General features: G+C 36.1%; 25 protein-coding genes and 2 pseudogenes. 5 read left to right on the top strand and 22 right to left on the bottom strand.

Annotated elements, in window-relative coordinates; all coding sequences use genetic code 11:
- Positions 1 to 178: 178 nt before the first annotated feature.
- Together Q9317_RS02020 and Q9317_RS02015 are read left to right on the top strand one after the other, a co-directional pair.
- The gene (locus Q9317_RS02020) at positions 179 to 520 is read left to right on the top strand and encodes a PadR family transcriptional regulator (RefSeq protein WP_003100767.1); all 342 of its coding nucleotides are present in this window, start codon (positions 179 to 181) and stop codon (positions 518 to 520) included.
- Positions 513 to 1,211, top strand: a complete 699-nt coding sequence (locus tag Q9317_RS02015) for a hypothetical protein (protein WP_003100764.1) — start codon at positions 513 to 515, stop codon at positions 1,209 to 1,211. The genes Q9317_RS02020 and Q9317_RS02015 overlap by 8 nt, the downstream gene beginning before the upstream one ends.
- A 295-nt stretch (positions 1,212 to 1,506) precedes the next feature.
- Here the strand turns inward: Q9317_RS02015 and Q9317_RS02010 are convergent, their stop codons facing one another.
- From Q9317_RS02010 to rplM, 16 genes are all read right to left on the bottom strand, one after another.
- The gene (locus Q9317_RS02010; protein ID WP_016355818.1) at positions 1,507 to 2,607 is read right to left on the bottom strand and encodes a LysM peptidoglycan-binding domain-containing protein; all 1,101 of its coding nucleotides are present in this window, start codon (positions 2,605 to 2,607) and stop codon (positions 1,507 to 1,509) included.
- 207 nt (positions 2,608 to 2,814) lie between these two features.
- Positions 2,815 to 3,096, bottom strand: a complete 282-nt coding sequence (locus Q9317_RS02005; RefSeq protein ID WP_003100761.1) for a hypothetical protein — start codon at positions 3,094 to 3,096, stop codon at positions 2,815 to 2,817.
- A 16-nt stretch (positions 3,097 to 3,112) separates the two neighbouring features.
- Complete coding sequence (locus Q9317_RS02000; RefSeq protein WP_003100760.1) at positions 3,113 to 3,508, bottom strand: hypothetical protein; 396 nt, start codon at positions 3,506 to 3,508, stop codon at positions 3,113 to 3,115.
- Positions 3,496 to 4,704, bottom strand: coding sequence for an alpha/beta hydrolase family protein (locus tag Q9317_RS01995; RefSeq protein WP_003100758.1), 1,209 nt, complete (start codon positions 4,702 to 4,704; stop codon positions 3,496 to 3,498). The genes Q9317_RS02000 and Q9317_RS01995 overlap by 13 nt, the downstream gene beginning before the upstream one ends.
- Positions 4,705 to 5,037 (bottom strand): hypothetical protein, encoded by a 333-nt coding sequence (locus Q9317_RS01990; RefSeq protein WP_003100756.1) that lies wholly within the window; start codon positions 5,035 to 5,037, stop codon positions 4,705 to 4,707.
- A gap of 296 nt (positions 5,038 to 5,333) precedes the next feature.
- Positions 5,334 to 5,888, bottom strand: a complete 555-nt coding sequence (locus Q9317_RS01985) for a GNAT family N-acetyltransferase (protein ID WP_003100750.1) — start codon at positions 5,886 to 5,888, stop codon at positions 5,334 to 5,336.
- Between the two features lie 133 nt (positions 5,889 to 6,021).
- On the bottom strand, positions 6,022 to 7,656 hold the full coding sequence (locus Q9317_RS01980) for an ABC transporter ATP-binding protein (RefSeq protein ID WP_016355817.1): 1,635 nt from the start codon (positions 7,654 to 7,656) through the stop codon (positions 6,022 to 6,024).
- 29 nt (positions 7,657 to 7,685) lie between these two features.
- Positions 7,686 to 8,027, bottom strand: coding sequence for a hypothetical protein (locus tag Q9317_RS01975; RefSeq protein ID WP_304482256.1), 342 nt, complete (start codon positions 8,025 to 8,027; stop codon positions 7,686 to 7,688).
- Positions 8,020 to 9,195 carry an IS256 family transposase gene (locus tag Q9317_RS01970; protein ID WP_003099060.1) on the bottom strand — a complete coding sequence of 392 codons (1,176 nt, stop codon included), beginning with the start codon at positions 9,193 to 9,195 and terminating at the stop codon, positions 8,020 to 8,022. Before Q9317_RS01970 ends, Q9317_RS01975 begins: the two co-directional genes overlap by 8 nt.
- An 85-nt stretch (positions 9,196 to 9,280) precedes the next feature.
- Positions 9,281 to 9,433 (bottom strand): hypothetical protein, encoded by a 153-nt coding sequence (locus tag Q9317_RS01965; RefSeq protein WP_183121191.1) that lies wholly within the window; start codon positions 9,431 to 9,433, stop codon positions 9,281 to 9,283.
- 513 nt (positions 9,434 to 9,946) lie between these two features.
- The gene (locus tag Q9317_RS01960; RefSeq protein WP_003100745.1) at positions 9,947 to 10,207 is read right to left on the bottom strand and encodes a hypothetical protein; all 261 of its coding nucleotides are present in this window, start codon (positions 10,205 to 10,207) and stop codon (positions 9,947 to 9,949) included.
- 4 nt (positions 10,208 to 10,211) lie between these two features.
- Positions 10,212 to 10,526, bottom strand: a complete 315-nt coding sequence (locus Q9317_RS01955; RefSeq protein WP_225111325.1) for a hypothetical protein — start codon at positions 10,524 to 10,526, stop codon at positions 10,212 to 10,214.
- Positions 10,527 to 10,547: 21 nt separating this feature from the next.
- Positions 10,548 to 11,804, bottom strand: a complete 1,257-nt coding sequence (locus tag Q9317_RS01950) for a hypothetical protein (protein ID WP_305981569.1) — start codon at positions 11,802 to 11,804, stop codon at positions 10,548 to 10,550.
- Between the two features lie 3 nt (positions 11,805 to 11,807).
- The gene (locus Q9317_RS01945; RefSeq protein ID WP_003100734.1) at positions 11,808 to 12,242 is read right to left on the bottom strand and encodes a hypothetical protein; all 435 of its coding nucleotides are present in this window, start codon (positions 12,240 to 12,242) and stop codon (positions 11,808 to 11,810) included.
- A 399-nt stretch (positions 12,243 to 12,641) separates the two neighbouring features.
- Positions 12,642 to 13,034 carry a 30S ribosomal protein S9 gene (rpsI, locus tag Q9317_RS01940; RefSeq protein WP_003100732.1) on the bottom strand — a complete coding sequence of 131 codons (393 nt, stop codon included), beginning with the start codon at positions 13,032 to 13,034 and terminating at the stop codon, positions 12,642 to 12,644.
- Positions 13,035 to 13,054: 20 nt separating this feature from the next.
- Positions 13,055 to 13,501 (bottom strand): 50S ribosomal protein L13, encoded by a 447-nt coding sequence (gene rplM / locus Q9317_RS01935; RefSeq protein WP_003100730.1) that lies wholly within the window; start codon positions 13,499 to 13,501, stop codon positions 13,055 to 13,057.
- 296 nt (positions 13,502 to 13,797) lie between these two features.
- Between rplM and Q9317_RS01930 the strand changes: the two are divergent.
- The 3 genes and pseudogenes from Q9317_RS01930 to Q9317_RS01920 all read left to right on the top strand — a co-directional run.
- A pseudogene (locus tag Q9317_RS01930) lies at positions 13,798 to 14,088 on the top strand (helix-turn-helix domain-containing protein); the annotation flags it as partial.
- A gap of 72 nt (positions 14,089 to 14,160) precedes the next feature.
- A protein-coding gene (locus tag Q9317_RS01925) for an IS3 family transposase (protein ID WP_089180059.1) occupies positions 14,161 to 15,266 on the top strand; the annotation gives its coding sequence in 2 pieces (ribosomal slippage) (positions 14,161 to 14,437 and positions 14,437 to 15,266; 1,107 coding nt in all).
- A gap of 44 nt (positions 15,267 to 15,310) precedes the next feature.
- Positions 15,311 to 15,598: pseudogene (locus tag Q9317_RS01920) on the top strand (IS30 family transposase); the annotation flags it as partial.
- A gap of 398 nt (positions 15,599 to 15,996) precedes the next feature.
- Here Q9317_RS01920 and Q9317_RS01915 read toward each other — a convergent pair.
- The 6 genes from Q9317_RS01915 to Q9317_RS01890 form a co-directional block, all read right to left on the bottom strand.
- On the bottom strand, positions 15,997 to 16,860 hold the full coding sequence (locus Q9317_RS01915) for a DegV family protein (protein ID WP_003100722.1): 864 nt from the start codon (positions 16,858 to 16,860) through the stop codon (positions 15,997 to 15,999).
- 83 nt (positions 16,861 to 16,943) lie between these two features.
- On the bottom strand, positions 16,944 to 17,456 hold the full coding sequence (locus Q9317_RS01910; RefSeq protein WP_016355814.1) for an NYN domain-containing protein: 513 nt from the start codon (positions 17,454 to 17,456) through the stop codon (positions 16,944 to 16,946).
- 2 nt (positions 17,457 to 17,458) lie between these two features.
- Positions 17,459 to 18,205 carry a 23S rRNA (guanosine(2251)-2'-O)-methyltransferase RlmB gene (gene rlmB / locus Q9317_RS01905; RefSeq protein WP_003100715.1) on the bottom strand — a complete coding sequence of 249 codons (747 nt, stop codon included), beginning with the start codon at positions 18,203 to 18,205 and terminating at the stop codon, positions 17,459 to 17,461.
- Positions 18,206 to 18,321: 116 nt separating this feature from the next.
- Positions 18,322 to 19,149 carry a hypothetical protein gene (locus Q9317_RS01900; protein ID WP_003100714.1) on the bottom strand — a complete coding sequence of 276 codons (828 nt, stop codon included), beginning with the start codon at positions 19,147 to 19,149 and terminating at the stop codon, positions 18,322 to 18,324.
- Positions 19,146 to 19,586, bottom strand: a complete 441-nt coding sequence (locus Q9317_RS01895; RefSeq protein ID WP_003100713.1) for a hypothetical protein — start codon at positions 19,584 to 19,586, stop codon at positions 19,146 to 19,148. Before Q9317_RS01895 ends, Q9317_RS01900 begins: the two co-directional genes overlap by 4 nt.
- 601 nt (positions 19,587 to 20,187) lie before the next feature.
- Complete coding sequence (locus Q9317_RS01890) at positions 20,188 to 20,610, bottom strand: hypothetical protein (RefSeq protein WP_003100710.1); 423 nt, start codon at positions 20,608 to 20,610, stop codon at positions 20,188 to 20,190.
- Positions 20,611 to 20,654 lie beyond the last annotated feature (44 nt).

Genomic DNA, 20,654 nt, shown 5'->3' with positions numbered 1-20,654 from the left:
CATAGACTTGCCTATAACAACCCAGACTCTATAACTTCTTTGTTAAGGAATGTTATAGAGTTTTTTTATGTGATTTCAAAAAATCACACCTAAATCCTTGACAAGTCTTCTACCTTGCATTACAATATAGTCAAATCAGTAACTTGTATAACAAGGTAGTCAGGAGGTGGTTTTTGAAATGATTCCATCACAAATGTTAAAGGGCCTACTTGAAGGGGCTATTCTTGAAATTATTCATCAGGAAGAAACTTATGCCTACGAAATTTCTAAAAAATTAGAAGCCTACGGCTTCGGAGAGATTTCTGAAGGAACAATTTACCCCATTATTTTGAGATTGCAGAGCAGTCAATGCATTCAAGGGGAGCAAAAACCATCCCCACAGGGTCCTAAAAGGAAGTATTACAGATTAACAGCTGTTGGCATTAAACAACTAGCTGGCTTTAAAAACAATTGGTCCCTGCTCAGCAATGCGTTAGACCAATTATTACAGAAAGAAAGTTCAGGTGATAAAGATGCATAAGGTGAAAAAACTGCAAAAAGAAAACAATCTTTTAGAGAAGGGAATTCATGCGACACATCAAGAGGCTTACACTAATATGATTATCTGCTTGAGAGGAGCTGAGATTAATCCCTATCATCAGGAATTGATTCGTAATGATTTGGTGACACTTTTGTTGGATGGGCAAGAAAGACAAGCGACTTTAGATGACGTTTTTGGTGAGGACAAGCATTTGTTTATGGATCAAGTCATGGCAGCAGCACCTCACATGACTAAGAAAGAAAAACAGCTGAATAATCTGCAGCTGGGAGTTATGATAATGGTAATTTTCATGCTAATTTATTTTGGTCGCGATTTGTTAAACTATATATTAGGTCAATTTATCATTCATAAAGAAGTAATAGCTGCTGTACAACTTACAGTCATCGATTTCGTCATGGCTGTCTTAATTGCTTTTTTAGCCACCAAGTTGGTTTCTCTCATTATCAACAGCACCTACACAGACAATAAAAAAACGCAAAAGAAAAGCATCATTTTTTATGGTATTTTTGCCTATATCCTTATTGCCTTTACTCCTCTACTTGGAATAGTAATGCAACTCCCAAAAATAACGATACCATTTTGGATTTACATACTGCTTACTGCTTTCGTATATGCCTGCTACAAAGCCATGGAAAAGTATTTGAATGAGAAATATAACAAGGGCTTCTAACCAACTTTTCTGATAAGATTATAACTAAAAAAGAATAGGCAAAAGGTCCACTACACTAAGGTATTGGACCTGTGAAGGAAATAAACATCATAAGGATTGTATCCTAAAACCAAGCAAGACTAGTATTAAAAAGGAACTCTCTAATGAAAGACCGCCATTTGTTGCAAGAAGACCCATTTCCCATATATTCTATATTGCCCATGATAGTACAAAAGACAAGAAAAAAGATTGAAGAACGTGTCCAAAATGGACTGGCACTTCAATCTGAAAGCAAGAATAGACCTGATTTTTTTATTTATGGGTTGAAGGACACGTGAACGTGATCATAGTGATTTTCTGTGACACTGCCCCGGTCCGGCATTAGGTTCCACGTGTTAGCTGGTCCGTAAATGCTTGGATATGGTGAGTAGAAACGTTGTTTCCAGATAATATAAGATACCTTACGTGATGCCATATTGGCAATGGTATAATCTGCAACTTGGTCACCAAGAACAGAACTTACTGGCACCATAAAGTCAACTGCTAAACCTTTTCCATGATCTTGACTATCACCTGGGCGGTAAGTGCTGAAATGAGTGATGCCATAAATTCCAGCAACTTCATTCATGTAAGCTGCTGCTTGAGGTTGAAGACCAGTGGTATTAAGCGATGGTGTTGGAGCTACTTGAGCAGCAGGTGCCGGTGTCACAGGAGTCATTTCTGGCACATCAACAGGGGCTTGGTAAGCAGATGGTTGACCATAGTCAGACACACTTCCTAATGCTTTTGTAGCTACCATTTCACTTGTAATCGTTGGTTCTGCCGGTAATTCTTCTGCCGGTGCTTCTGGTGCTACTTCAGCTGCTTTTGTCTCCTCAACTGACACTTCTGATACCGGTTCAGTTACAGATGGTTGTGCTGAAACGCTCGCATCCACTGCACTTGTTTCTGGTGCTACTTGTGCTTGAGGTGTTTCTGGTGCTACTTGTGTTTGCGATGACACATCTTCTAAAGGATGTGCAGTGTTATCAACAACCACTTGATTAGTTTCAAGGTTCACTGTCGCTGATTGTGGTGCCTGTGTACTTGTTGGTGCAGCTGGCTGAATTTCAATCCTTGCAAGATTCTTATTCTGATCGTAAGTCATTACCAATTTTGTATTTGGGAAAATCAAATCAATATTACTGATTTGATTCACTTGAGCTAATACATTAACATCAATAGACATTGCTTCAGCAATTGAACTAAGGGTATCTCCATATTTAATGCTGTATGTTTGCCCATCAGCTGTTGCCACTAAATCAGCACGAATGTCTTCAACCGATCTGGCAGTCCATGGCATTTCATCAGCTTGGACAGTTCCAGCTGCAAACATCGTTAAAGCAAATGTTGACGCTAAAAACAATTTCTTATTCATCTTTAAAATCATTACCTTTTCATTTTATGATAAAACCATACTACCATAAATAAAAAGGAAAAAAAGCACTCCAAATGTTATTTAAAGAAACCGACTTATGACTGACATAAAACACATGCTTTGTAACATATCACTAATTATTAGTAACAAAAGACCTAAAAAACAAGTCATTGTCATAATTGCCAAAAAAAGACCTCAGTAACCCTTTTAAAATTGGTCATAGTGGCTAATAGTTGTCTCAATTGCTGCATCTACTTTTCTTTTGAATTGTCCTTTTAGAGCAGTGTCCAGTTGGAGTGCTAGGGCTGTAATACTACTTCTGGCACTTCCTGCTATTGCTGTAATATCACCATCACCTGAGTTTACCAGTATTCCAATATCTTTTTTAAGGCGAGGGGCATGGACACCTGTAACTAGTGCTTTATCAAGTTCTTTTTTAACAGTATTCAACTCCGTTTTCCCTCGAAAAAATTCTCCAACAACACTCATTGTCGCTCTCCTTCTTTTAATGTTTATATGCTGTATTCTTTTGTTGCAATTGCTCTACTGAGTCTTGAAGGATTTGCCGTTTTTTCAGGTATTCCTGTCTCAGCTCTTCTTCTTGATCCAATAAAATCCTGTATTCTTTAGTAAATTCCTCATCCAACTCCGTTTGAAAAAAGGTAAAAATCTGATTCATTGCCATAAAGGATTCTTCATTGACAGAATCATCTTGCCTCAAGTCATAGCTGGTTGTTTCATAGGTTTCTTGAAGAAGATTTTCCAAATCAGAACGTTTTTGCTCCAAATCATAAACTTGTTCTGCCAGATTATTGTTTGATCGGTGATAACTGTCTTCTAAGGTTTCCAATTCTACACGCTTGTTTAAAAGTTTTTCCGATATCTGATTTAAGCTTTCCATTTTTTAAAGTCTCCAGCTAAAACACTATCTTGAGCAAGCATCCTATCAATACCTGTATCAATCTGATTTTTTAAGGTATTATATGCCGTCACAATAGCTTGTGCTTGTGCTATTTTTGCCTCAAAATGCTCACTTGTTTTTGCTACAATACTGTCGTAAGTCACTCCTCCTGCTGCATAGGCTTCTGATAACTCAGCCTCCGTTAAATCTGTTACTCCCTTTGGCATTGACTTGGTGGTTCGAAAAAGCTCTTCTGCTTTTTGCATGCTTGCGTTAACCGAAGTGGTCATTTCTGCCAAAGCTGTTTCTGCAGTTGAAACAAGTCCCCTAGAGATTGAAAAAGCTTCTTCAGCATCTAAAAATATGGTCTCATTTTCGGATAAACCATCTTGTGCTAACCGTTTCTTTAATTGCGTTATACGAAAGGTTTCTACTGTTGTCTGTGCTAAGGCAATTGTCAATTTTGGAGTTAGCCGCTTACCATTACTGTCAATGACATTTCCATCCTGGTCAAACTTCCAATTGTTTAAACTGTGCACCTTTAATGGCCCATACAAACCTTCTATTCCATTGTAATAAATAGCTGTTTGTGTTTTATTTCCAGTGATATTTCCAATCAGATCATACTTATTGCGATAATTTCTAAATTGTTCTGGATGATCCATCATGTATTTAATACCATCTTGCGTCAGCATGTGATGGATATCTGGTCCATTGTAACCGACATTTAGCCAGCCGTTTTTTAAGGCCACATACATGGCCTGAGATTGTCCTAGTGAATGTCCCGTTGTTGAAATGGCAGCTTTCGGGTATTTTGCAGCAATTTGCCTAGCATATTCTAATGCAGTTTTTCCTTGAGAATCTTGCAATGTTCTTGTTTTAACATCTGTTAAAGTTTCTGTTGCACCTGCACCTATCATTTGAAGATCTGTTTGAAGGTCTAGAAAATCACTAGAATTTGTCCCAGCAAAGGCAATAATAATGTGGCTAAGGTCTGGTCGATCTTTTGTGCCTTCTAAAATAGGAGCAACAGCCATGGCCTGCATACCATTTCGAGTGTTATCAACAGGTTTATCGACAATAATATACCGGCCATTTCCGACAATTTGACCTTCTTGTAGGGTTTGTTTAAGTAATTTTGAGTCAATATTGTAACTATCTTCTGCTAAATATCTATAATCTTGATCTGTAGGCATTTAGTTTACCTCAACATAGGTAATTGTTAAGGCCTCAAAATCCTTGCGCCCCACTTCTTTTTCAGTTCTTACATCGATTTCATTTGGAAAATAACCTAAGGCACGCAATTTTCCTCCCATAGTAGTTTCTGAAAAACTAATATCATACTTGCCGTTAATTTTTGTTGTAATCATCCAAGAGCCTGTCATCTCATTTTTCTCAAAATCCGTAAAAGCGATGTCTGTGATGACTTCGCCATCAGCTAAATAAACATAGTCGTTAATGTACTTCGCTATTCTATCTTGCTCTATTTTTTTATCCAAGTCTGCATGACTGGCAAATAACTGTTTCATGACAATCCCCCCTATTACAACGATTAGCGCTAAAATGATATAAGTTTTCCTTTTTCTCACAACCTAACCCTTTTATCCTCTTTTAATTTAAAAACATTATGTCAATTACATTATAACAAATATTTAAAAATCATAAGAGAAATTAATGCAAAACAGCCCTAATAGTTTTCAAATCAGCTTTTCGTTTCTAATTTTAGACTCTTTTTAATTTTACTGACCCTTAAAGGAATACCAATTCTCGCTCACAACACAATGCAATAGGAAAAGCATTCCTCAAGGAACACTTTAATTTCTCTCTATAAGACTTCGGAGTTAAGCACTCCATAATGGACTACATCTTCATAGTTACCATCTTTTAAGACTTGTTGCTTTTGATCCCCTTCTTTTGACATGCCAGCTTTCACCATAACCTTACCTGATGCCATATTATAAAGAAAATGTTTTGCCGTAATTTTATGCAAGTTTTTTATCTGAAATCCATAATTAATCATTGCTTTAGCTGCCTCGGTAGCGATACCTTTGTTCCAAACTTCTGGATCTATCCAGTAACCCAGTTCAGCCAAGTCTGTCTTAGGATATCTCACTAAACTTACAGAACCGTACAGTTGGCCAGTCTTCTTATCCGTAATGGCATAGTTATAGGCACTGTCCTGCTCACAACGTGACTTATGACTACCAATCCAAGCTATTGCTGAATCTGGAGTATAAGGTTTCGGCAAGGAAAGGGTCCCTTTTTGAACCTGATCACTATTGCAAATTATAGCAACAGACTGACTGTCCTCCAAAACAAACTGCCTTAACAACAATGCTTCTGTTTCAATAGTATTCGTCTTCTCATCATAAACAAACATCGCCACAAACTCCTTTAGCTGAAATGAACACAAACCAGAAGCACTAAAATGCCACGGCTTATCTATTAAAAAACATTATACCAAAACAGAGCCAAAACAAAAGCAAATCTTGTTAATAAACTTTCCGACAAGACTACCTGACATACCAACGGGCTTGTGCGTCCCACATTTTCTTATAGTGATGATTAGTCATCAGTAACGCTTCATGAGTTCCGTCACCAATGATTCTTCCTTTATCCATCAGGATAACCCTATCTGCTAGTTTGGCAGAGCCTAATCTGTGAGTGATGATAATAGAAGTTTTATTTTCAGAAAGGGAGAAAAATTGATGATACAACTGCGTTTCCTCAATTGGATCAATAGCAGAGGTTGGTTCATCTAAAATAATTATTTCCCGGTCTCTAAAATATGCTCGAGATAAGGCTATCCTTTGCCACTGTCCTCCAGACAAATCAATTCCATCAAATTCTCTAGATAAAATGGTATCTCCATCAATATTCTTATCATTGACCTTAAATGATGCTTTACGGAGTGCTGCTTTATAGTCTTTCTTCTTATCTTCAAAATTTGCAATTCGAACATTATCTTCTAAAGACAGTTTGTAACGGTTAAATTTTTGACAAACAATTGCATACCGGTTATAGATTCTATTGGGATTTATCTTGCTTGTATCCATACCGTGAATCAAAATTGTTCCTTCAGTGGGTTCAAAAATGGCTGTTAATAATTTTACTAAAGTTGTTTTTCCCGAGCCATTTATACCTACAACCGCAAGTTTTTCCCCCTCAGTGATAAGTAAATTGATATTTTCAATTACATTTCTATCTGTATCAGGATAATGAAATGAAACATTTTTTAATGCTATGTTTTTATTTAATGGGCTTCCTTCTTGTGTGCTTTTCTCAGGTATGGCCATAAAATTAACCAAGTGTACAATTAAACCTGATTTCTCACTAATTTCCCCTAAACTGTCATTGATAATTTCATCCATTATAATAAACATTGTTTCAATTGAGGCAAAAATGGCTCCAAATGCTCCAATTGAAATTTCCCCTCTAATCGTTAAAAGAAATAACATTGATAGCAATATGACATAGCCAAGTATACTAATTAGATTCAAATAAATTGATAACCGAAGATTTTTTTTACTGTTGTCTAGAATCCCTGCATTAATCCGTAAAATTGTCTCTTTTAGTTTAGCGAAAAAAAATTGACTCGCACCAAACAAACGAACTTCTTTAACATTTTTTAAATCGACCAAGCTTTTCTCGAATTCTCTTGATGCTCTTTTATCATTTGATATATTTTCATTTAACTCATAAGAGTATTTGGATTTAACGAATTGTCCAAGGACTACTGGAATAAAAACTAATAAAACACTAAAAACAAGTATGTTAGATTGTTGGAATAAATATATACTCATAAATGTAAAATAAGGAATGTAGAAAAAGAACACCGATAATATTATTTGAGCTAGATCACAGGAACTTTTAATCCCTTCAACTGCTTTTTCAATATCATCTAAGTATTGAGAACGCTCATACTCAATAGGTTTTATTCTACTTGCTTTTTTCTGAGTTAAACCAGCTATTTTACCAATAACACTATTTTTTATATAATTGGCTAAAAAATTGGTTATGCCGTTCAATAATTGACTAAGCAAACCGCAAGTAAATAAAATCAATATAGCAAGTAAACTAGTTTTGACATCTTTTTGATTTACTGACTGATTTAAAGAGTCAAAAAGTTCCTGTGTTACAAATACCAATAGTACAAATGATAGGCCATGGAAAATTTCTAAAACCGAATATACTCTCCTTCAAAATAGTCAACTTCTATATTTTCGTTGTTTATTTCAGAGCTAGATAGCTTCTTCTCTTTTAACTCATTTGACGAATACCCAGAAGTTCGTATCTGTCCCCCTAATTTATCCTCACTTAATGACATGAGATATTTATTATTAATTTTTACAGTTATAAGCCAGTTGCCAGCTATATCGTCTTTTTCAAACTGAATAAATGTTATTTTTTTAATTTTTTCATTCTTAGTAAGTATAATATTTTTTAATATATAATTCTTAAGTGATACTGTCAATAATTTTGTGTAAACACAAGAGTAGAGTTTTTGAATATTAGTCAAATAAGCTATCAAGTGTGTCAAAACATACTCCGAATCCTTTATGAATACGAGCTCCGAACTTAATGTTATAGTCTTCGAAAATACTTACAAGGCATCGTTCTAAGGCTTCTTCATTTGGAAAAACCACCCTCTTCTTGCTTTGTCGCTTGATTTCTTTATTGAGTGATTCAATCAAGTTTGTAGAGTAAATACTAGACCAAATGTGATGTGGAAATTGATAGAAAGTTAGGAGATTTTCAGTTGTTTCAAGTGATGTCATAACCTTTTTGTAACGAGGTTTCCACTCAGAAACAAATTGTTCCAATAATTTAATAGCCTCCTGTAAATTTGTGGCACGATAAATCTGCTTGAACTGATTTAGAATAGGTGCCCTATCTACTCGTTTGACCTTACTGGAGATATTGCGACCAATGTGAACCAGACACCGTTGCTGTTTAGCCATTGGATAGGCTTGTTGGATGATTTGATCCACACCGTTAAGCCCGTCTGTAACAACTAGAGAAACTTGCTTAAGTCCTTGATTTTGTAGCCTCTTAAGAAGATCTGACCAAGAGACATTATTTTCATTAGGGGCAATCTCATAGCCAAGAACTGATTTATACCCTTCAGGCGTGATACCAAGTGCAATGTGAATACATTCTTTACTGACCGTACCTCGTCGCAAGGGTAAGTAAGTTCCGTCTAGATACAAGACTGAGTAGTTAGTTTGAAAGGAACGCTCATGAAAGGCAGTGACACTTTCTTGAGTCACTTTTGTGATATTTGACACCGTTGCTGGACTGTAGTGGTGACCATACATGCGCTCAATAATGTCACTGATTTCGCGTGTCGTAACGCCAGTTTGATAGAGTTTAATCACCATCTCTTCCAAGTGGTCATCTCGTCTAGCATAAGATGGTAATAAAACTGGTGAAAACTCGCCGTTTCGATCTCTTGGAATGATTAAATTGACTAAGCCATACTTCGTTTCAAACTGTCGAGAGTAGGTCCCATTACGGCTATTACCTGTATTGTAACCTTCTTTTTTATATGGCTCATATCCAAGGAAAGCTGATAGTTCAACCTGCAAGAGATCATTCATAGCTATTTCTAAAGAGGATCGAAAGAATTCATCAATATCTTGTTTTTGCGCTAGGAAGTTAAGTAATTCTGTGGTAAACTGAGTCATGGGAATAAATCTCTTTCTAGTGAAGTGTCGTAACTCTACTATACAGGATTTATTCCTTTTTTGTGTTTACACAAGATATTTTACACTACCTCTTAAGTCTATCTTGTTCTTCTTTATGAATAATATTAATCTCATTATTTTTTTTAATTTCCTTACCTGTAAATATACTCTTCATTGCAAACCCACTTCCTAAAATCACGATAATAATTGCTATAAAAGTTATCATCTTTTTATTCATTTTACTATCTCCTAAATATATCATCAATTTATCCAAATAATTCATTACCTAAATTTATTAATTACTGTACATTTTAACTTGCATCAGGTTTTCCATTTACAAGTGGTGTAGCTATCATAACTATATCATTTTCTATTTTTTTTTAATTATAACACGTTACCATTAGAAAAAAATAGTTAATAGTTATTGATTACAAACATCACCATCATTAAAGCATTATTTTTTTAATTATTAACTCAATTTAATGTTCCTTCATTTTTTTCTTACAAACAATGTTGAAGCTACGACCCATAGTCTGCGATGCTGAACTTCTTTAAAATAAAAAAAGAACATCCCAAAGAGGAATGTTCCATATAATCTCCAATTCTTTCCAATTAACGTTTTGAGAACTGACTTGCTTTACGGGCTTTCTTAGACCTGGTTTCCTCTAATAGTGGAGGTGTTATCAAGAATTTAGTTTTCGGAGCTTTTAAAGTGGAGGAAAAGTAATTATTATTTCTAGCATTTATGGCCTTACAAATCATTTAAAAGATTCTTCTGAGATTCAAGAGATTCTTTTATTTTAGTCCCAAACTTTCCTTTTACTGCTTCTTCCATAGAAGTTGCATTATTTGTCATAAAATTTTTTGCTTCTTCAACAATTTCGGATTCTTTTACTTTAATTTTTGCTTTATTATAATAGCTGGTAGCTATTGCTTTTACCCCAATACCTTCAATCATTGCTTTTTCAAGTTCCTTACGAAGTTCCTCTAATTGTTTATCCAATAATCCCATTCAATTATTTCCTCTCATCTTCAGAAATCGAAAGCATTTCTTTTTGATAGGCTTTTTCTAATGCATCGTAAGACTTAGCCAATCTCAATCGTTCATTTTCAACCAACTCTTCAAATTTGGCAAAGAGCATTTGTCCTTTTCTTAGGGCATACTCTCTACCTTCAAAATCAGCCTCCGTATCACTTTTAAAAACATAGTTAAGTTTTGCAAAATAATCATCGATAAGTTGCTCCCCTTTTTTGGAATTCAAATGCAATTCATCTTCTTGCTCTTCTAATTTCAATCGTTCTTTTTGGTAATGTAAAAAAATATCATCCACTTTTGTCAAAAGCGATACCTCCTAAGCAGAAATTTCCTTAGCCAAAGCGTCATCTGCAGCTACTAACTTATTGATACTTGCTTTAATTGATGATTGAAGGTCATCAAATTTGTGAGTCATCCCATTTACTTTAGATAATTTCTCGGCGAACTTCTCTTTCTGACTAGTAACTACTCTTTGTTCAGTGAATCCAACATGAGACAAAGCTTCTTTAATCTCAGTTTCATTTAAGTGCGTTCCTATTGATTTTGACTGTTCAAGTGTACTATCCCAAAGTTCCTCAGCTTCTGTTATTCCATCTTTATAAATTTGCCCTAAACTAGCTAATAGTGAATGAAACTCAGACGATACTGTTGAAACAACATTTAGAGCTAGTACATCATTCAAATAAATTTTCTCCTGAGATGAAAGCCCTCCACCAGATTTTCTGAACTTTGTTCGTAACTGACTGATTTCCTTGTTTGTTTCTTCATATTTAAGCTGTTTTATTTTTTGTTCGTAAACTAAAACCGCTTCTGCATTTTTCCCATTTTTAGGAATGATGATGTTACCATCTTCATCAAACTTCCACTGTGTAATCTCATGGTGTTTTAAGTATTCGCCAAATATCTCAGTTATCTTACTATAATCACCATCAATCCCCATATCAATTGAAATTCCAGCTCTCATTTGATTACCGTTAACTAGGCCAATAATATCTTCACTATTTCTAAAATTTTTAAACTTTTCAGAGTTCGCAAGCACCCATTCCTTTGCTTGAGGTGATAGGTTATTCCATCCATCAGGTCCATTGAAACCTGTATTCGACCAGTGGTTCTCAGCAGCAATAATCATTGCAAGATATTCTCCCAAGGAATGACCTGTTGTAGAAATCGAAGCTTCTTTATAAGTATCTTTGATATCTTTTGCAAATGCTAAAGCAGATTCAACTTGTCCATCAACAATCTCATTACGAGGCTTTTGTAGTTTTTTATTACCAACAACTACCGACTGGTAATCGGTATTTATATCATTTCTATCAGAAGAATTAGTACCAGCGTATGCTATAACAATTTGACTTGTATCTGGTTTTCCATTTACAAGTGGTGCAACTGCCATAGCTTGCATGCCGTTTAAAGGATTATTTCTTGTTTCAATGACTTTATACTCTTTACCCGTAGTACTATCAGTAAGTTTTGATTTTTCGGTGACAACTTTTTCATTATTTGATTTTGCTACAGATGGATCAATATTATAAAGCTGTCCTGCAAAAAAATTATTTAATCCGTCTGATACCATATTTCACTCTTTCATTCTAAATGAGTATGTAATTGAACACTTGCTTAAATCAATTTTCCCTATATTCAATAATTCTTTTCTTTTTATAACATACATATCATCATCTGTTACATATCCTCTTAGAGAATTTATAGACTTATTATCATCAAATGAGTATGAAATCTGATCTTCATTATTTATTGTAGCCATTTTCGAGTAAATTCCAGTCTTTTCTGAATGCCCCCAATTAGAAAACTCAATTTTTTTTACACCATCGTACTCACTAATTATTTTTTTTGCGAGTTCTGTTTCAATCTTCAATTCATTATCTCTGTCTTTTGAACTTATTGATGAATTATCTTTTGGAATCTCTTCTCCAGTAAATATACTTTTCATCGCAACTCCACCTCCTATTAAAATAACTAGTATTGCAACAATACCTAGTAACCTTTTATTCATTTTACCATCTCCTCAAATATATCATCAATTTATCCAAATAATTTATTTACCTAAATTTATTCGACATTATTAATTACTGTAACAATTTGACTTGTATAAGGTTTTCTGTTTACAAGTGGTGCAGTTACCATAACTATCTCATTTTCCATTTTTTTAATTATAACACTTTACCATTAGAAAACAATTATTTAATAGCTATATATTACAAACACCCCCATAATATCACCACCATTAAAGCATTATTTTTTATTATCAACTCAACTTAGTATTTCCTTCATTTTATCCTACAAATAATATTAAATCTACAGCCCATAGTCTGTGATGCTGAACTTCTTTAAAATAAAAAAAACACCTTGCAATGACTTGCAAAGTGCCTTGAAACGTTGATATAACTGAATATTAACGTTTTGAGAATTGTGATGCCTTGCGGGCTTTTTTAAGACCTGGTTTTTTACGTTCAACCATACGTGCGTCACGTGTAAGAAGTCCAGCGCGTTTCAATGAATCGCGGAAGTCTGGGTCTACTTGTAGCAATGCGCGAGCGATACCATGACGGATCGCACCTGATTGACCACCGTATCCACCACCATTTACGTTAACGAAAACGTCGTATGAACCTTCAGTTGAAGTCACTGCGAATGGTTGGTTGATAACAAGACGTAAGTCTGCGTGTGGGATGTATTCTTCAACATCTTTTTTGTTAACTGTGATTTTACCAGTACCTGGAACCAAACGAACGCGTGCAACAGCGTTTTTACGACGGCCAGTACCTGCATATTGTGCTTGTGCCATTATATAATGCTCCTTTCCTCTTAGATAAGTCCTGAGATGTCAAGTACTTCTGGTTGTTGTGCAGCATGTGTGTGCTCAGCTCCAACGAAGACTTTCAATTTCATACCTTGTGCACGTCCAAGAGTGTTATGTGGAAGCATGCCTTTAACAGATTTTTCAATCAAACGAACAGCATTTTTAGAACGTAGTTCACCTGCTGAGATTTGTTTCAATCCACCTGGGTACATTGAGTGAGTGTAGTAGATTTTATCAGTTGCTTTTTTACCAGTTAATTTAACTTTTTCAGCATTGATAACAATCACAAAGTCACCTGTATCAGTGTGTGGTGTGAAAGTTGGTTTGTTTTTTCCGCGAAGTACGCTAGCAACTACTGCAGAAAGACGTCCAAGTGGCACATCAGTTGCGTCAACAACGTACCATTTGCGTTCAACTTGGCCTGTTTTAGCCATGAAAGTTGTTTTGTTCATGATTTCTCCTATACGAATTCGTAATATTTGTTTACAGTGTGGTGGGTGTTCCGTCCCACCGAAGGTATTTGGAAGGTTCCGGGGCCTTTCAAATGGGGTAAACAATACCGCCTACTATAATATCAAATTACTAGCCCTTACGTCAAGTCATTTAAACTTCTTTACTTATCTTTTTTTTACTTGTAATTTCTCAAAGTAAGTTCCGTCTGCCCTCCAAAACCGGAAGTTAGTGTGAGAAGGATTTTTATGGTGGAATTAAGTCTGAGACGTTTGAGTTAGAAATGAGAATATCTATCTTGACAAAACATAAACACTTAACCCTCTCAGACCGTAACGACGTTCAATCAGGTTTGGATAGAGGAGAAACCTTTAAATCCATTGGACTAAAACTCCAGAAAGACCCTACTACAATCGCTAAGGAAGTCAAACGAAATAAGCAATTCAGAGATGGTTCTAAGAACTGTCTAGATTGTCCCCTCTTGAAAAAAGCTCCCTATGTTTGTAATGGGTGCCCAAAAAGGAGAATCAACTGCGGTTACAAGAAAATCTTCTATTATGCTAAGCAAGCTCAGAAAAACTACGAACAACTTGAATAGGTTACACTAAACTAGACAGAAATTATAAAGTGTTCTACACTTAAGAAAAACGGGAGAAAAACCATGTCTAGAAAAGTACGTCGTCACTTCACCGATGATTTTAAGCAACAAATTGTGGACCTTTACAATGCTGGTAGAAAGCGTAGCAGCCTCATCAAGGAATACGAGCTAACCCCTTCCACCTTCGATAAGTGGGTTAGACAAGCCAAAACAACTGGTTCATTCAAGTCTGTTGATAATCTGACAGATGAACAGCGGGAGCTAATTGAACTCAGGAAACACAATAAAGAACTCGAAATGCAATTAGATATCCTAAAGCAAGCGGCAGTGATTATGGCACAAAAAGGGAAATAATCACTGCTAATAAGGCTAAATACAGCATTTCAAAGATGTGTCGCTGGCTGAATATGCCACGCTCAAGTTATTACTATCAAGCCGTGGAGTCAGTATCTGAAACGGAGTTTGAAGAAACTATTAAAAGAATTTTCCTCGAGAGCGAGTCCAGATACGGATCCAGAAAAATCAAAATATGCTTGAATAACGAAGGTATCACACTTTCACGGCGTCGGATTCGACGCATTATGAAGCGACTCAATTTGGTTTCTGTTTATCAGAAAGCCACCTTCAAACCACATTCTAGAGGCAAGAATGAAGCCCCTATTCCCAACCACTTAGACAGGCAGTTTAAGCAAGAAAGACCACTACAAGCCTTAGTCACTGACTTAACCTATGTTCGTGTAGGCAATCGTTGGGCTTATGTTTGCCTCATCATTGACCTATACAACCGTGAAATCATCGGCCTGTCTCTTGGTTGGCACAAGACCGCTGAACTCGTTAAGCAAGCCATACAAAGCATCCCTTACGCCCTGACCAAAGTCAAGATGTTCCATTCAGATCGTGGCAAAGAGTTTGATAATCAGTTAATTGATGAAATATTGGAAGCCTTTGGAATCACACGTTCGCTTAGTCAGGCTGGTTGTCCTTATGACAATGCCGTAGCTGAAAGTACGTATCGTGCTTTCAAAATTGAATTTGTTTATCAAGAAACCTTTCAATCGCTGGAAGAACTAGTTCTTAAGACTAAAGACTATGTTCATTGGTGGAATTACCACCGCATTCATGGTAGTCTCAACTACCAAACACCAATGACTAAAAGATTAATTGCCTAGAAAAACACTTTATAAATGTTGTACAGAAAAGTGTTGCCTTTTCATTCTGTGACCCAAACCGTTCTGACCAAAAAGCTAGAATCGAGAAGAATCATACCCTCATCAGAGATATACTTCCCAAAGGAACATCATTTGATACGCTAACTCAAGAAGATATCAATCTAACCCTATCGCATATCAACAGCGTGAAAAGGCAGTCTCTAAACGGAAAGTCTGCTTATGAACTATTCTGCTTTACATATGGAGAAAATGTCGCCAGTCTACTTGGCATTACTAAAATTCCGGCAGCGAAAGTCTGCCAATCTCCGATACTCTTGAAAGACAAAATCTAATATAAAAATATAAATCTAATTCCCTCAAACGTCTCACACTAACTTCCACCATAGCGGAACTTAATCTGAAACGCTTTCAGATTAAGGGATTTTGTGTACACTTTTTTCTGAGAAAAGATGGTTTAAAAGCTTATAAAATCGGTCATGATAAAAACCAGTGGAACTTACTTTGAGACGGATTTCCACTGGTTTTATCAATTTTTATCAGGCTAAATTCCGCTCCTACAGGAGCTGGAACTTACTTTGAAAATTTAGCTCTTTTTTTTACTTTTCTTTTTTAAAATAGCAGAGCTGTAACAAAAGCACAGAGCTTATTTTGATTCCCAAAAAAGGGCGTCTAAACTCTTATCAAGTGCCTTACAAATACAAAGAGGATTATTTTGCAATCCTTTTTGTTATTATTGTCTTGGTTCTTTTCCGATGACAAAGACTGCTAAGGCATCTGTTCCTAAGTGTGCTGAGATTACTGGACCAATTGGTAAGAGTAAGACTTGGCTCACTTCTGTTTCTGCTAGAAGTTCTTCTTTGAGTTCATTTGCTCTGTCGGCTGTGCCATTATAAGCAACGACAAGTCGTTTGTCAGACAAATCAGATAGAGCCAACTGCATTAATTCTTTTTTAGCCTTTTTACGGCCCTTGATTTTAGCGATTGGTGTTAATTGGCCATCTCCTGCAATTTTTAACAGAGGTTTTATGGAAGCTAGGCTTCCCAAAATAGCAGCTCCTTTAGAGACACGGCCACCACGCATCAGATGGAAGAGATCATCTACTAAGAAATAAGCACGCAGGCGTGATTGACTGTCTCTGATTAGGGTTTCTGTCTGGTCTAGGCTAAAGCCTTTAGCACGCGCTTCTGCTGCCATCAATACCAATAAGCCTTGGCCTCCAGCTGCAAGAAGGCTATCAATAATAGTGATTTTGGCATCTGGATAGTCTTCTAAAACCATGTCTCGCGCCATAAGAGCACTATTATATGTCCCTGAAAGAGCTGACGAAAGGGAAATGTAAAGCACTTCTTTTTGTTCTTTTGCAAATGTTCGAAAAGCCTCTTCAAATTGCCCGACATTGACTTGACTTGTCTTAGGTTGGCTACCAGTTTTCATTTGATTCAAAAGAAAATCGGTTGTCAGCGCATCTTCACCAAAGGTTTCATATACGTTTCCATCCATTTCAACAGTAAGCCCTAAGCGGAAAATAGCGTAAGCATTGATCCAGTCCTCATTAAGATCTGCGGCTGAATCCGTCATTAATTTAAAAGTCATTTGTAGTTCCTTATGTGTGATTTTTGTTTGATTGTCAAAGTTTTTTTATTTTAACAAAAAAACGCGCAAAAAGCGAGTTCCTTTTATAAATCTTTTAAAAAATCTTGCAGTTTTTCCATCTGACTACCTTCAAATGGCCTAATTTTAGGTTTTTGCCATTCAATGTCTTGTGACATTTTATCCAAATCGGATTTGACTGTATTGACCCGTCTTTCAAGCTCTCTAGCAGGCACTCTAAGAGCACCTTGAGCGAAAATAGTCCACTGCTCATTTAGGTCACTTGTGGCTACCTCAACGAGATTCAAAGTAGTATTAAGCTCTGTGGCCATGCGTTCAATATAAGCATCGGCTGTTTCTTCTTCTTCCGTAAAGATGACGGTTACCATATAGTGATCATAGCGTTGTCTAACCCCTGGTACAAATTGAGCATCAAAGACACAGGTAATTTCCGTCTTAGCAAAATGGGCGTAATTGTTGAGCTTCGTCAATAAGACTTCTCTTGCTTGATCTAATTGATTGCTTTTAAAGAGTTGTCTAGTTTCCTGCCAAAAGGCTATCATATTGTAGCCATCAACCAATAGAATTCTTTTTTTCATACTTATTGTTTATTACGGAAAACTTCGTACATCAACACAGCTGCCGCAACACCTGCATTTAAACTTTGTACATGACCAGCCATTGGAATGGTAATCATCTCATCTACCTGTTTCTTAATATTGGGTGAAATCCCCTTACCTTCACTGCCAATAATTAAGGCAAGTTTGCCAGCAGTATTCCAGCGGTGGGACGGCGTGCCATCCATATCTGTCCCAAAAACCCAGAAGCCCTTATCTTTTAAGATATCAAGTGTCTGACTGAGGTTTGTCACACGTGCAATGGGAACATATTCAACTGCACCAGTTGAAGTTTTAGCAACAACTGGTGTGACGCCGACAGCGCGGTGTTTAGGAATAATGACACCCGTAACTTGAGTAGCATCAGCAGTTCTCAGGATAGATCCAAAATTATGAGGATCTGTGAGGCCATCAAGAATTAGAAGTAAAGGATTTTCTTGGCTCTCTGCTTTTGTAATGATATCAGAAAGTTCTGTATAGGCAAATTCAGACACACGCAAAACGAAGCCTTGATGTACTGCGCCATCAGTCATTTCTGATAAGGTTTTTTTAGGGGTCCAAGAAATAGAGACTTTTTTTTCTGCAGCTAAATCTTTGATTTTATCAACATTTTTGCCACGTAAGTCTTCTTGAATGTAGAGTTTATTACCGGTGTTTGCTATCAAACTTTCTGTGACAGCATGAACACCATAGACCATGTCGTTTGTTTCAATCGTTTCATTTGTTTTCATAGGACTATTATAGCACAGATCAAACAGCAGTCCAAATCAATGCAAATCCTATAACCATAAAAATCACGATATCCCCGTGATTTTTATATCTCTCATACTGAGAGACAATAGTAGCACTAAAAGAAGAATGTAGATAATTTCTCACCCAGTTCCATGAATTGTAATGTAATACCTAGCCCCGCTGGGATCTTAGGAATAAATCCATGAATTGAATTCCAAGCTTTCTTGAGCTTTATCTTCTTGGGACTATCGGCAGACACTTCCGATTGAATCGTCTCAATATCATCAATAATAATTTCCTTATCATCCTCTGAAAACATATTTAATCCAGCTAAGTCTATCAAAATATCTGAGCAGAGTTTTTTTACTGTTTCAACATCCGTCACAGACACATTATTTACCGATGATATAGTTCCAGCCCCAACCGCAGAAGCTGTTCCATAATTATTTTCAATATTTTGTGTAATTTGAGACATGGCTTGATTTACTCCAGTTAGTTCCATTATTTTTTGAGAAAGTTGGTCATTTATATAGTCAACTAATGGCTTGAATGCTTTCTTCAAAAACTCCCGTATTTTATCATTAAACTTTTTAGAAGAAGTTAAGAAAAATGTAGAAGATAATCCAGCTAGATCATCATTATTTTCTATAATTTTATTCAAATAATCGTAGCAGAGTTTTAAATGTTTCGATTCATCTATGGGAATATTGAAATTTCTCCACCCTGAATTATTATCTTCCGATACGAGCTCTTCATTAAAATCTTTCGGTAAATCAGTCCATATGTCTTCTAAAATTTGACGTATAATATCGTTCTTGTCAATAAATTCTTTAAATCTAATGAGATATAGTAGACCGTCGCTATACTTTGTATTCAACATATTTGATGAATTTCTTCTGAAATCTAAACTGATTTTCCTATATTTTTGTAATTCTTCCATCATAAATCACCTCCACAGTAAGCACAGAAAACTTTTGAAGCACCTGCACTAAATAAAACTTTTTCATGTTTTTCGCACACCTCACAAGTAAATTCTTCCTCAACGGAATCTATTTCAGATGGTTTAGCAATGGAGTTATGTTTTATCTTCTTGAAATCAACCTTAAAATTTTTTGAACTTTTTATTGAACCAAAACTCTTATTTACAGCGCTAATCATCCATTCTTCAACAAAATTTTGAATATAGGCTAATACTTCTTTTGAATAAAACTTATCAGAACCATCAACTAATCCGCAATACGGACAAAATAATTCCTCGAGTTCAAAATCTTCATCTTGCACTTCGGAAGCTAATAGTTTAAACTGTTCTTCGCAAAATGGGCACTCATAAGTAAAGTAGCCTTCCGAATCAGCTTCAAATTCAATTGTAAAACTTTCCATTATGATTTATAAACCTCTCAAAGTTTTCTTAACAAAGAACGGCAATCCGACAATGCGATAACAGTCATCATCAACCAAGCTTCTTGCTTCATCTCGCTCAGAAATCGAATTTATTTTATTTTCTGCTTCTATTATAGCATATCTCGAGACCGTTTTCATAATCTTCCCATCGCTTATTGAGTTCCATTTCCCTCAAAAAACACTGTCCTTTTCTCGAAAGGAGATTTTTTATGAAAAAGTTAAAGAAACTACCGTTCGTAGGACTAAAAAGTACCAAACGACTTCATTTACCGCCAATTGGAAGTGGCAAAAACCACCCAGTCACCATTGAACTTCATTACCGTTTCATCAGAGAACTATAAAAAGAGCAAGAACAAACTCGCTCGTAAAATAATAATAGATAGACTGCTCAAAGAGACGTGGATATTATAGCACATAATGCTTTAAAAGATAGTAAACATCACCAGTCAATCTTGGACGACACAAGCCGTTTTACTGAAAGCTCTATGCCTGCTTGTCTTCAGATTATTGACTTTCAAAAATAGTTCACCACTAATACAAAGAGCAGATGAATCACTCATCTGCTCTTTCTTCTCTTTGTTTACTTTGCGGTATAGGTGAAGGCTTCTGTTTGAGCTTGGTAACTTCCTGTAGGGTTTTGGAAGCCAACTGAAATCGTGTAATCACCACTTGCCATACCGGTCATGTCAAACCAAGCAGTCATGCTTTTGGCACCTTCTGGTAAGTCAAAGGGGATGGTCACAAGTGTTTTTCCCTCTTTGTCTTGCAAATTAATGGTGACTTTACCAGCTTGGGTGTATTTATCTCCGATGTTAATGCTAACATCTACAATTGGTTGGTCTTTGCGGAATTGGCTTGAAACAGCGACAGCTTTGCTTTCTTGTGCTTCTGCTTTAATACTTGGTCCTTGTGGGCTTTCAGCCTTGACAGGGCTTGTCCCTATCATTCCTAAAATGGATAATGCTACTAGAGTGAAAAGCATCTTTGGTTTTTTGGGTGTCATAGTCAGTCCTCCTCTTGCCTTAATCTACTTCTTATTATAAAGGA

The sequence above is a fragment of the Streptococcus iniae genome, assembly GCF_030732225.1.
Lineage (GTDB): Bacteria > Bacillota > Bacilli > Lactobacillales > Streptococcaceae > Streptococcus > Streptococcus iniae.
The sequence above is the reverse complement of the archived record's forward strand: the minus strand, read 5'-3'. Positions and strand labels throughout refer to the sequence as shown.

What these genes read in the sequence shown, in the direction of transcription:
- Q9317_RS01950 (WP_305981569.1), bottom strand. Translation starts at nt 11,804, where the DNA reads ATGGTATCAGACGGATTAAATAATTTTTTTGCAGGACAGCTTTATAAT.
- Q9317_RS01895 (WP_003100713.1), bottom strand. Translation starts at nt 19,586, where the DNA reads ATGGAAAGTTTTACAATTGAATTTGAAGCTGATTCGGAAGGCTACTTT.
- rplM (WP_003100730.1), bottom strand. Translation starts at nt 13,501, where the DNA reads ATGAACAAAACAACTTTCATGGCTAAAACAGGCCAAGTTGAACGCAAA.
- Q9317_RS02015 (WP_003100764.1), top strand. Translation starts at nt 513, where the DNA reads ATGCATAAGGTGAAAAAACTGCAAAAAGAAAACAATCTTTTAGAGAAG.
- Q9317_RS01890 (WP_003100710.1), bottom strand. Translation starts at nt 20,610, where the DNA reads ATGACACCCAAAAAACCAAAGATGCTTTTCACTCTAGTAGCATTATCC.
- Q9317_RS02000 (WP_003100760.1), bottom strand. Translation starts at nt 3,508, where the DNA reads ATGGAAAGCTTAAATCAGATATCGGAAAAACTTTTAAACAAGCGTGTA.
- Q9317_RS01945 (WP_003100734.1), bottom strand. Translation starts at nt 12,242, where the DNA reads ATGAATAAAAGGTTACTAGGTATTGTTGCAATACTAGTTATTTTAATA.
- Q9317_RS01960 (WP_003100745.1), bottom strand. Translation starts at nt 10,207, where the DNA reads ATGGGATTATTGGATAAACAATTAGAGGAACTTCGTAAGGAACTTGAA.
- rpsI (WP_003100732.1), bottom strand. Translation starts at nt 13,034, where the DNA reads ATGGCACAAGCACAATATGCAGGTACTGGCCGTCGTAAAAACGCTGTT.
- Q9317_RS01995 (WP_003100758.1), bottom strand. Translation starts at nt 4,704, where the DNA reads ATGCCTACAGATCAAGATTATAGATATTTAGCAGAAGATAGTTACAAT.
- Q9317_RS02010 (WP_016355818.1), bottom strand. Translation starts at nt 2,607, where the DNA reads ATGAATAAGAAATTGTTTTTAGCGTCAACATTTGCTTTAACGATGTTT.
- Q9317_RS01990 (WP_003100756.1), bottom strand. Translation starts at nt 5,037, where the DNA reads ATGAAACAGTTATTTGCCAGTCATGCAGACTTGGATAAAAAAATAGAG.
- Q9317_RS01985 (WP_003100750.1), bottom strand. Translation starts at nt 5,888, where the DNA reads ATGTTTGTTTATGATGAGAAGACGAATACTATTGAAACAGAAGCATTG.
- rlmB (WP_003100715.1), bottom strand. Translation starts at nt 18,205, where the DNA reads ATGAAAACAAATGAAACGATTGAAACAAACGACATGGTCTATGGTGTT.
- Q9317_RS01900 (WP_003100714.1), bottom strand. Translation starts at nt 19,149, where the DNA reads ATGATGGAAGAATTACAAAAATATAGGAAAATCAGTTTAGATTTCAGA.
- Q9317_RS02005 (WP_003100761.1), bottom strand. Translation starts at nt 3,096, where the DNA reads ATGAGTGTTGTTGGAGAATTTTTTCGAGGGAAAACGGAGTTGAATACT.
- Q9317_RS01915 (WP_003100722.1), bottom strand. Translation starts at nt 16,860, where the DNA reads ATGACTTTTAAATTAATGACGGATTCAGCCGCAGATCTTAATGAGGAC.
- Q9317_RS01965 (WP_183121191.1), bottom strand. Translation starts at nt 9,433, where the DNA reads ATGAATAAAAAGATGATAACTTTTATAGCAATTATTATCGTGATTTTA.
- Q9317_RS01910 (WP_016355814.1), bottom strand. Translation starts at nt 17,456, where the DNA reads ATGAAAAAAAGAATTCTATTGGTTGATGGCTACAATATGATAGCCTTT.
- Q9317_RS01970 (WP_003099060.1), bottom strand. Translation starts at nt 9,195, where the DNA reads ATGACTCAGTTTACCACAGAATTACTTAACTTCCTAGCGCAAAAACAA.
- Q9317_RS02020 (WP_003100767.1), top strand. Translation starts at nt 179, where the DNA reads ATGATTCCATCACAAATGTTAAAGGGCCTACTTGAAGGGGCTATTCTT.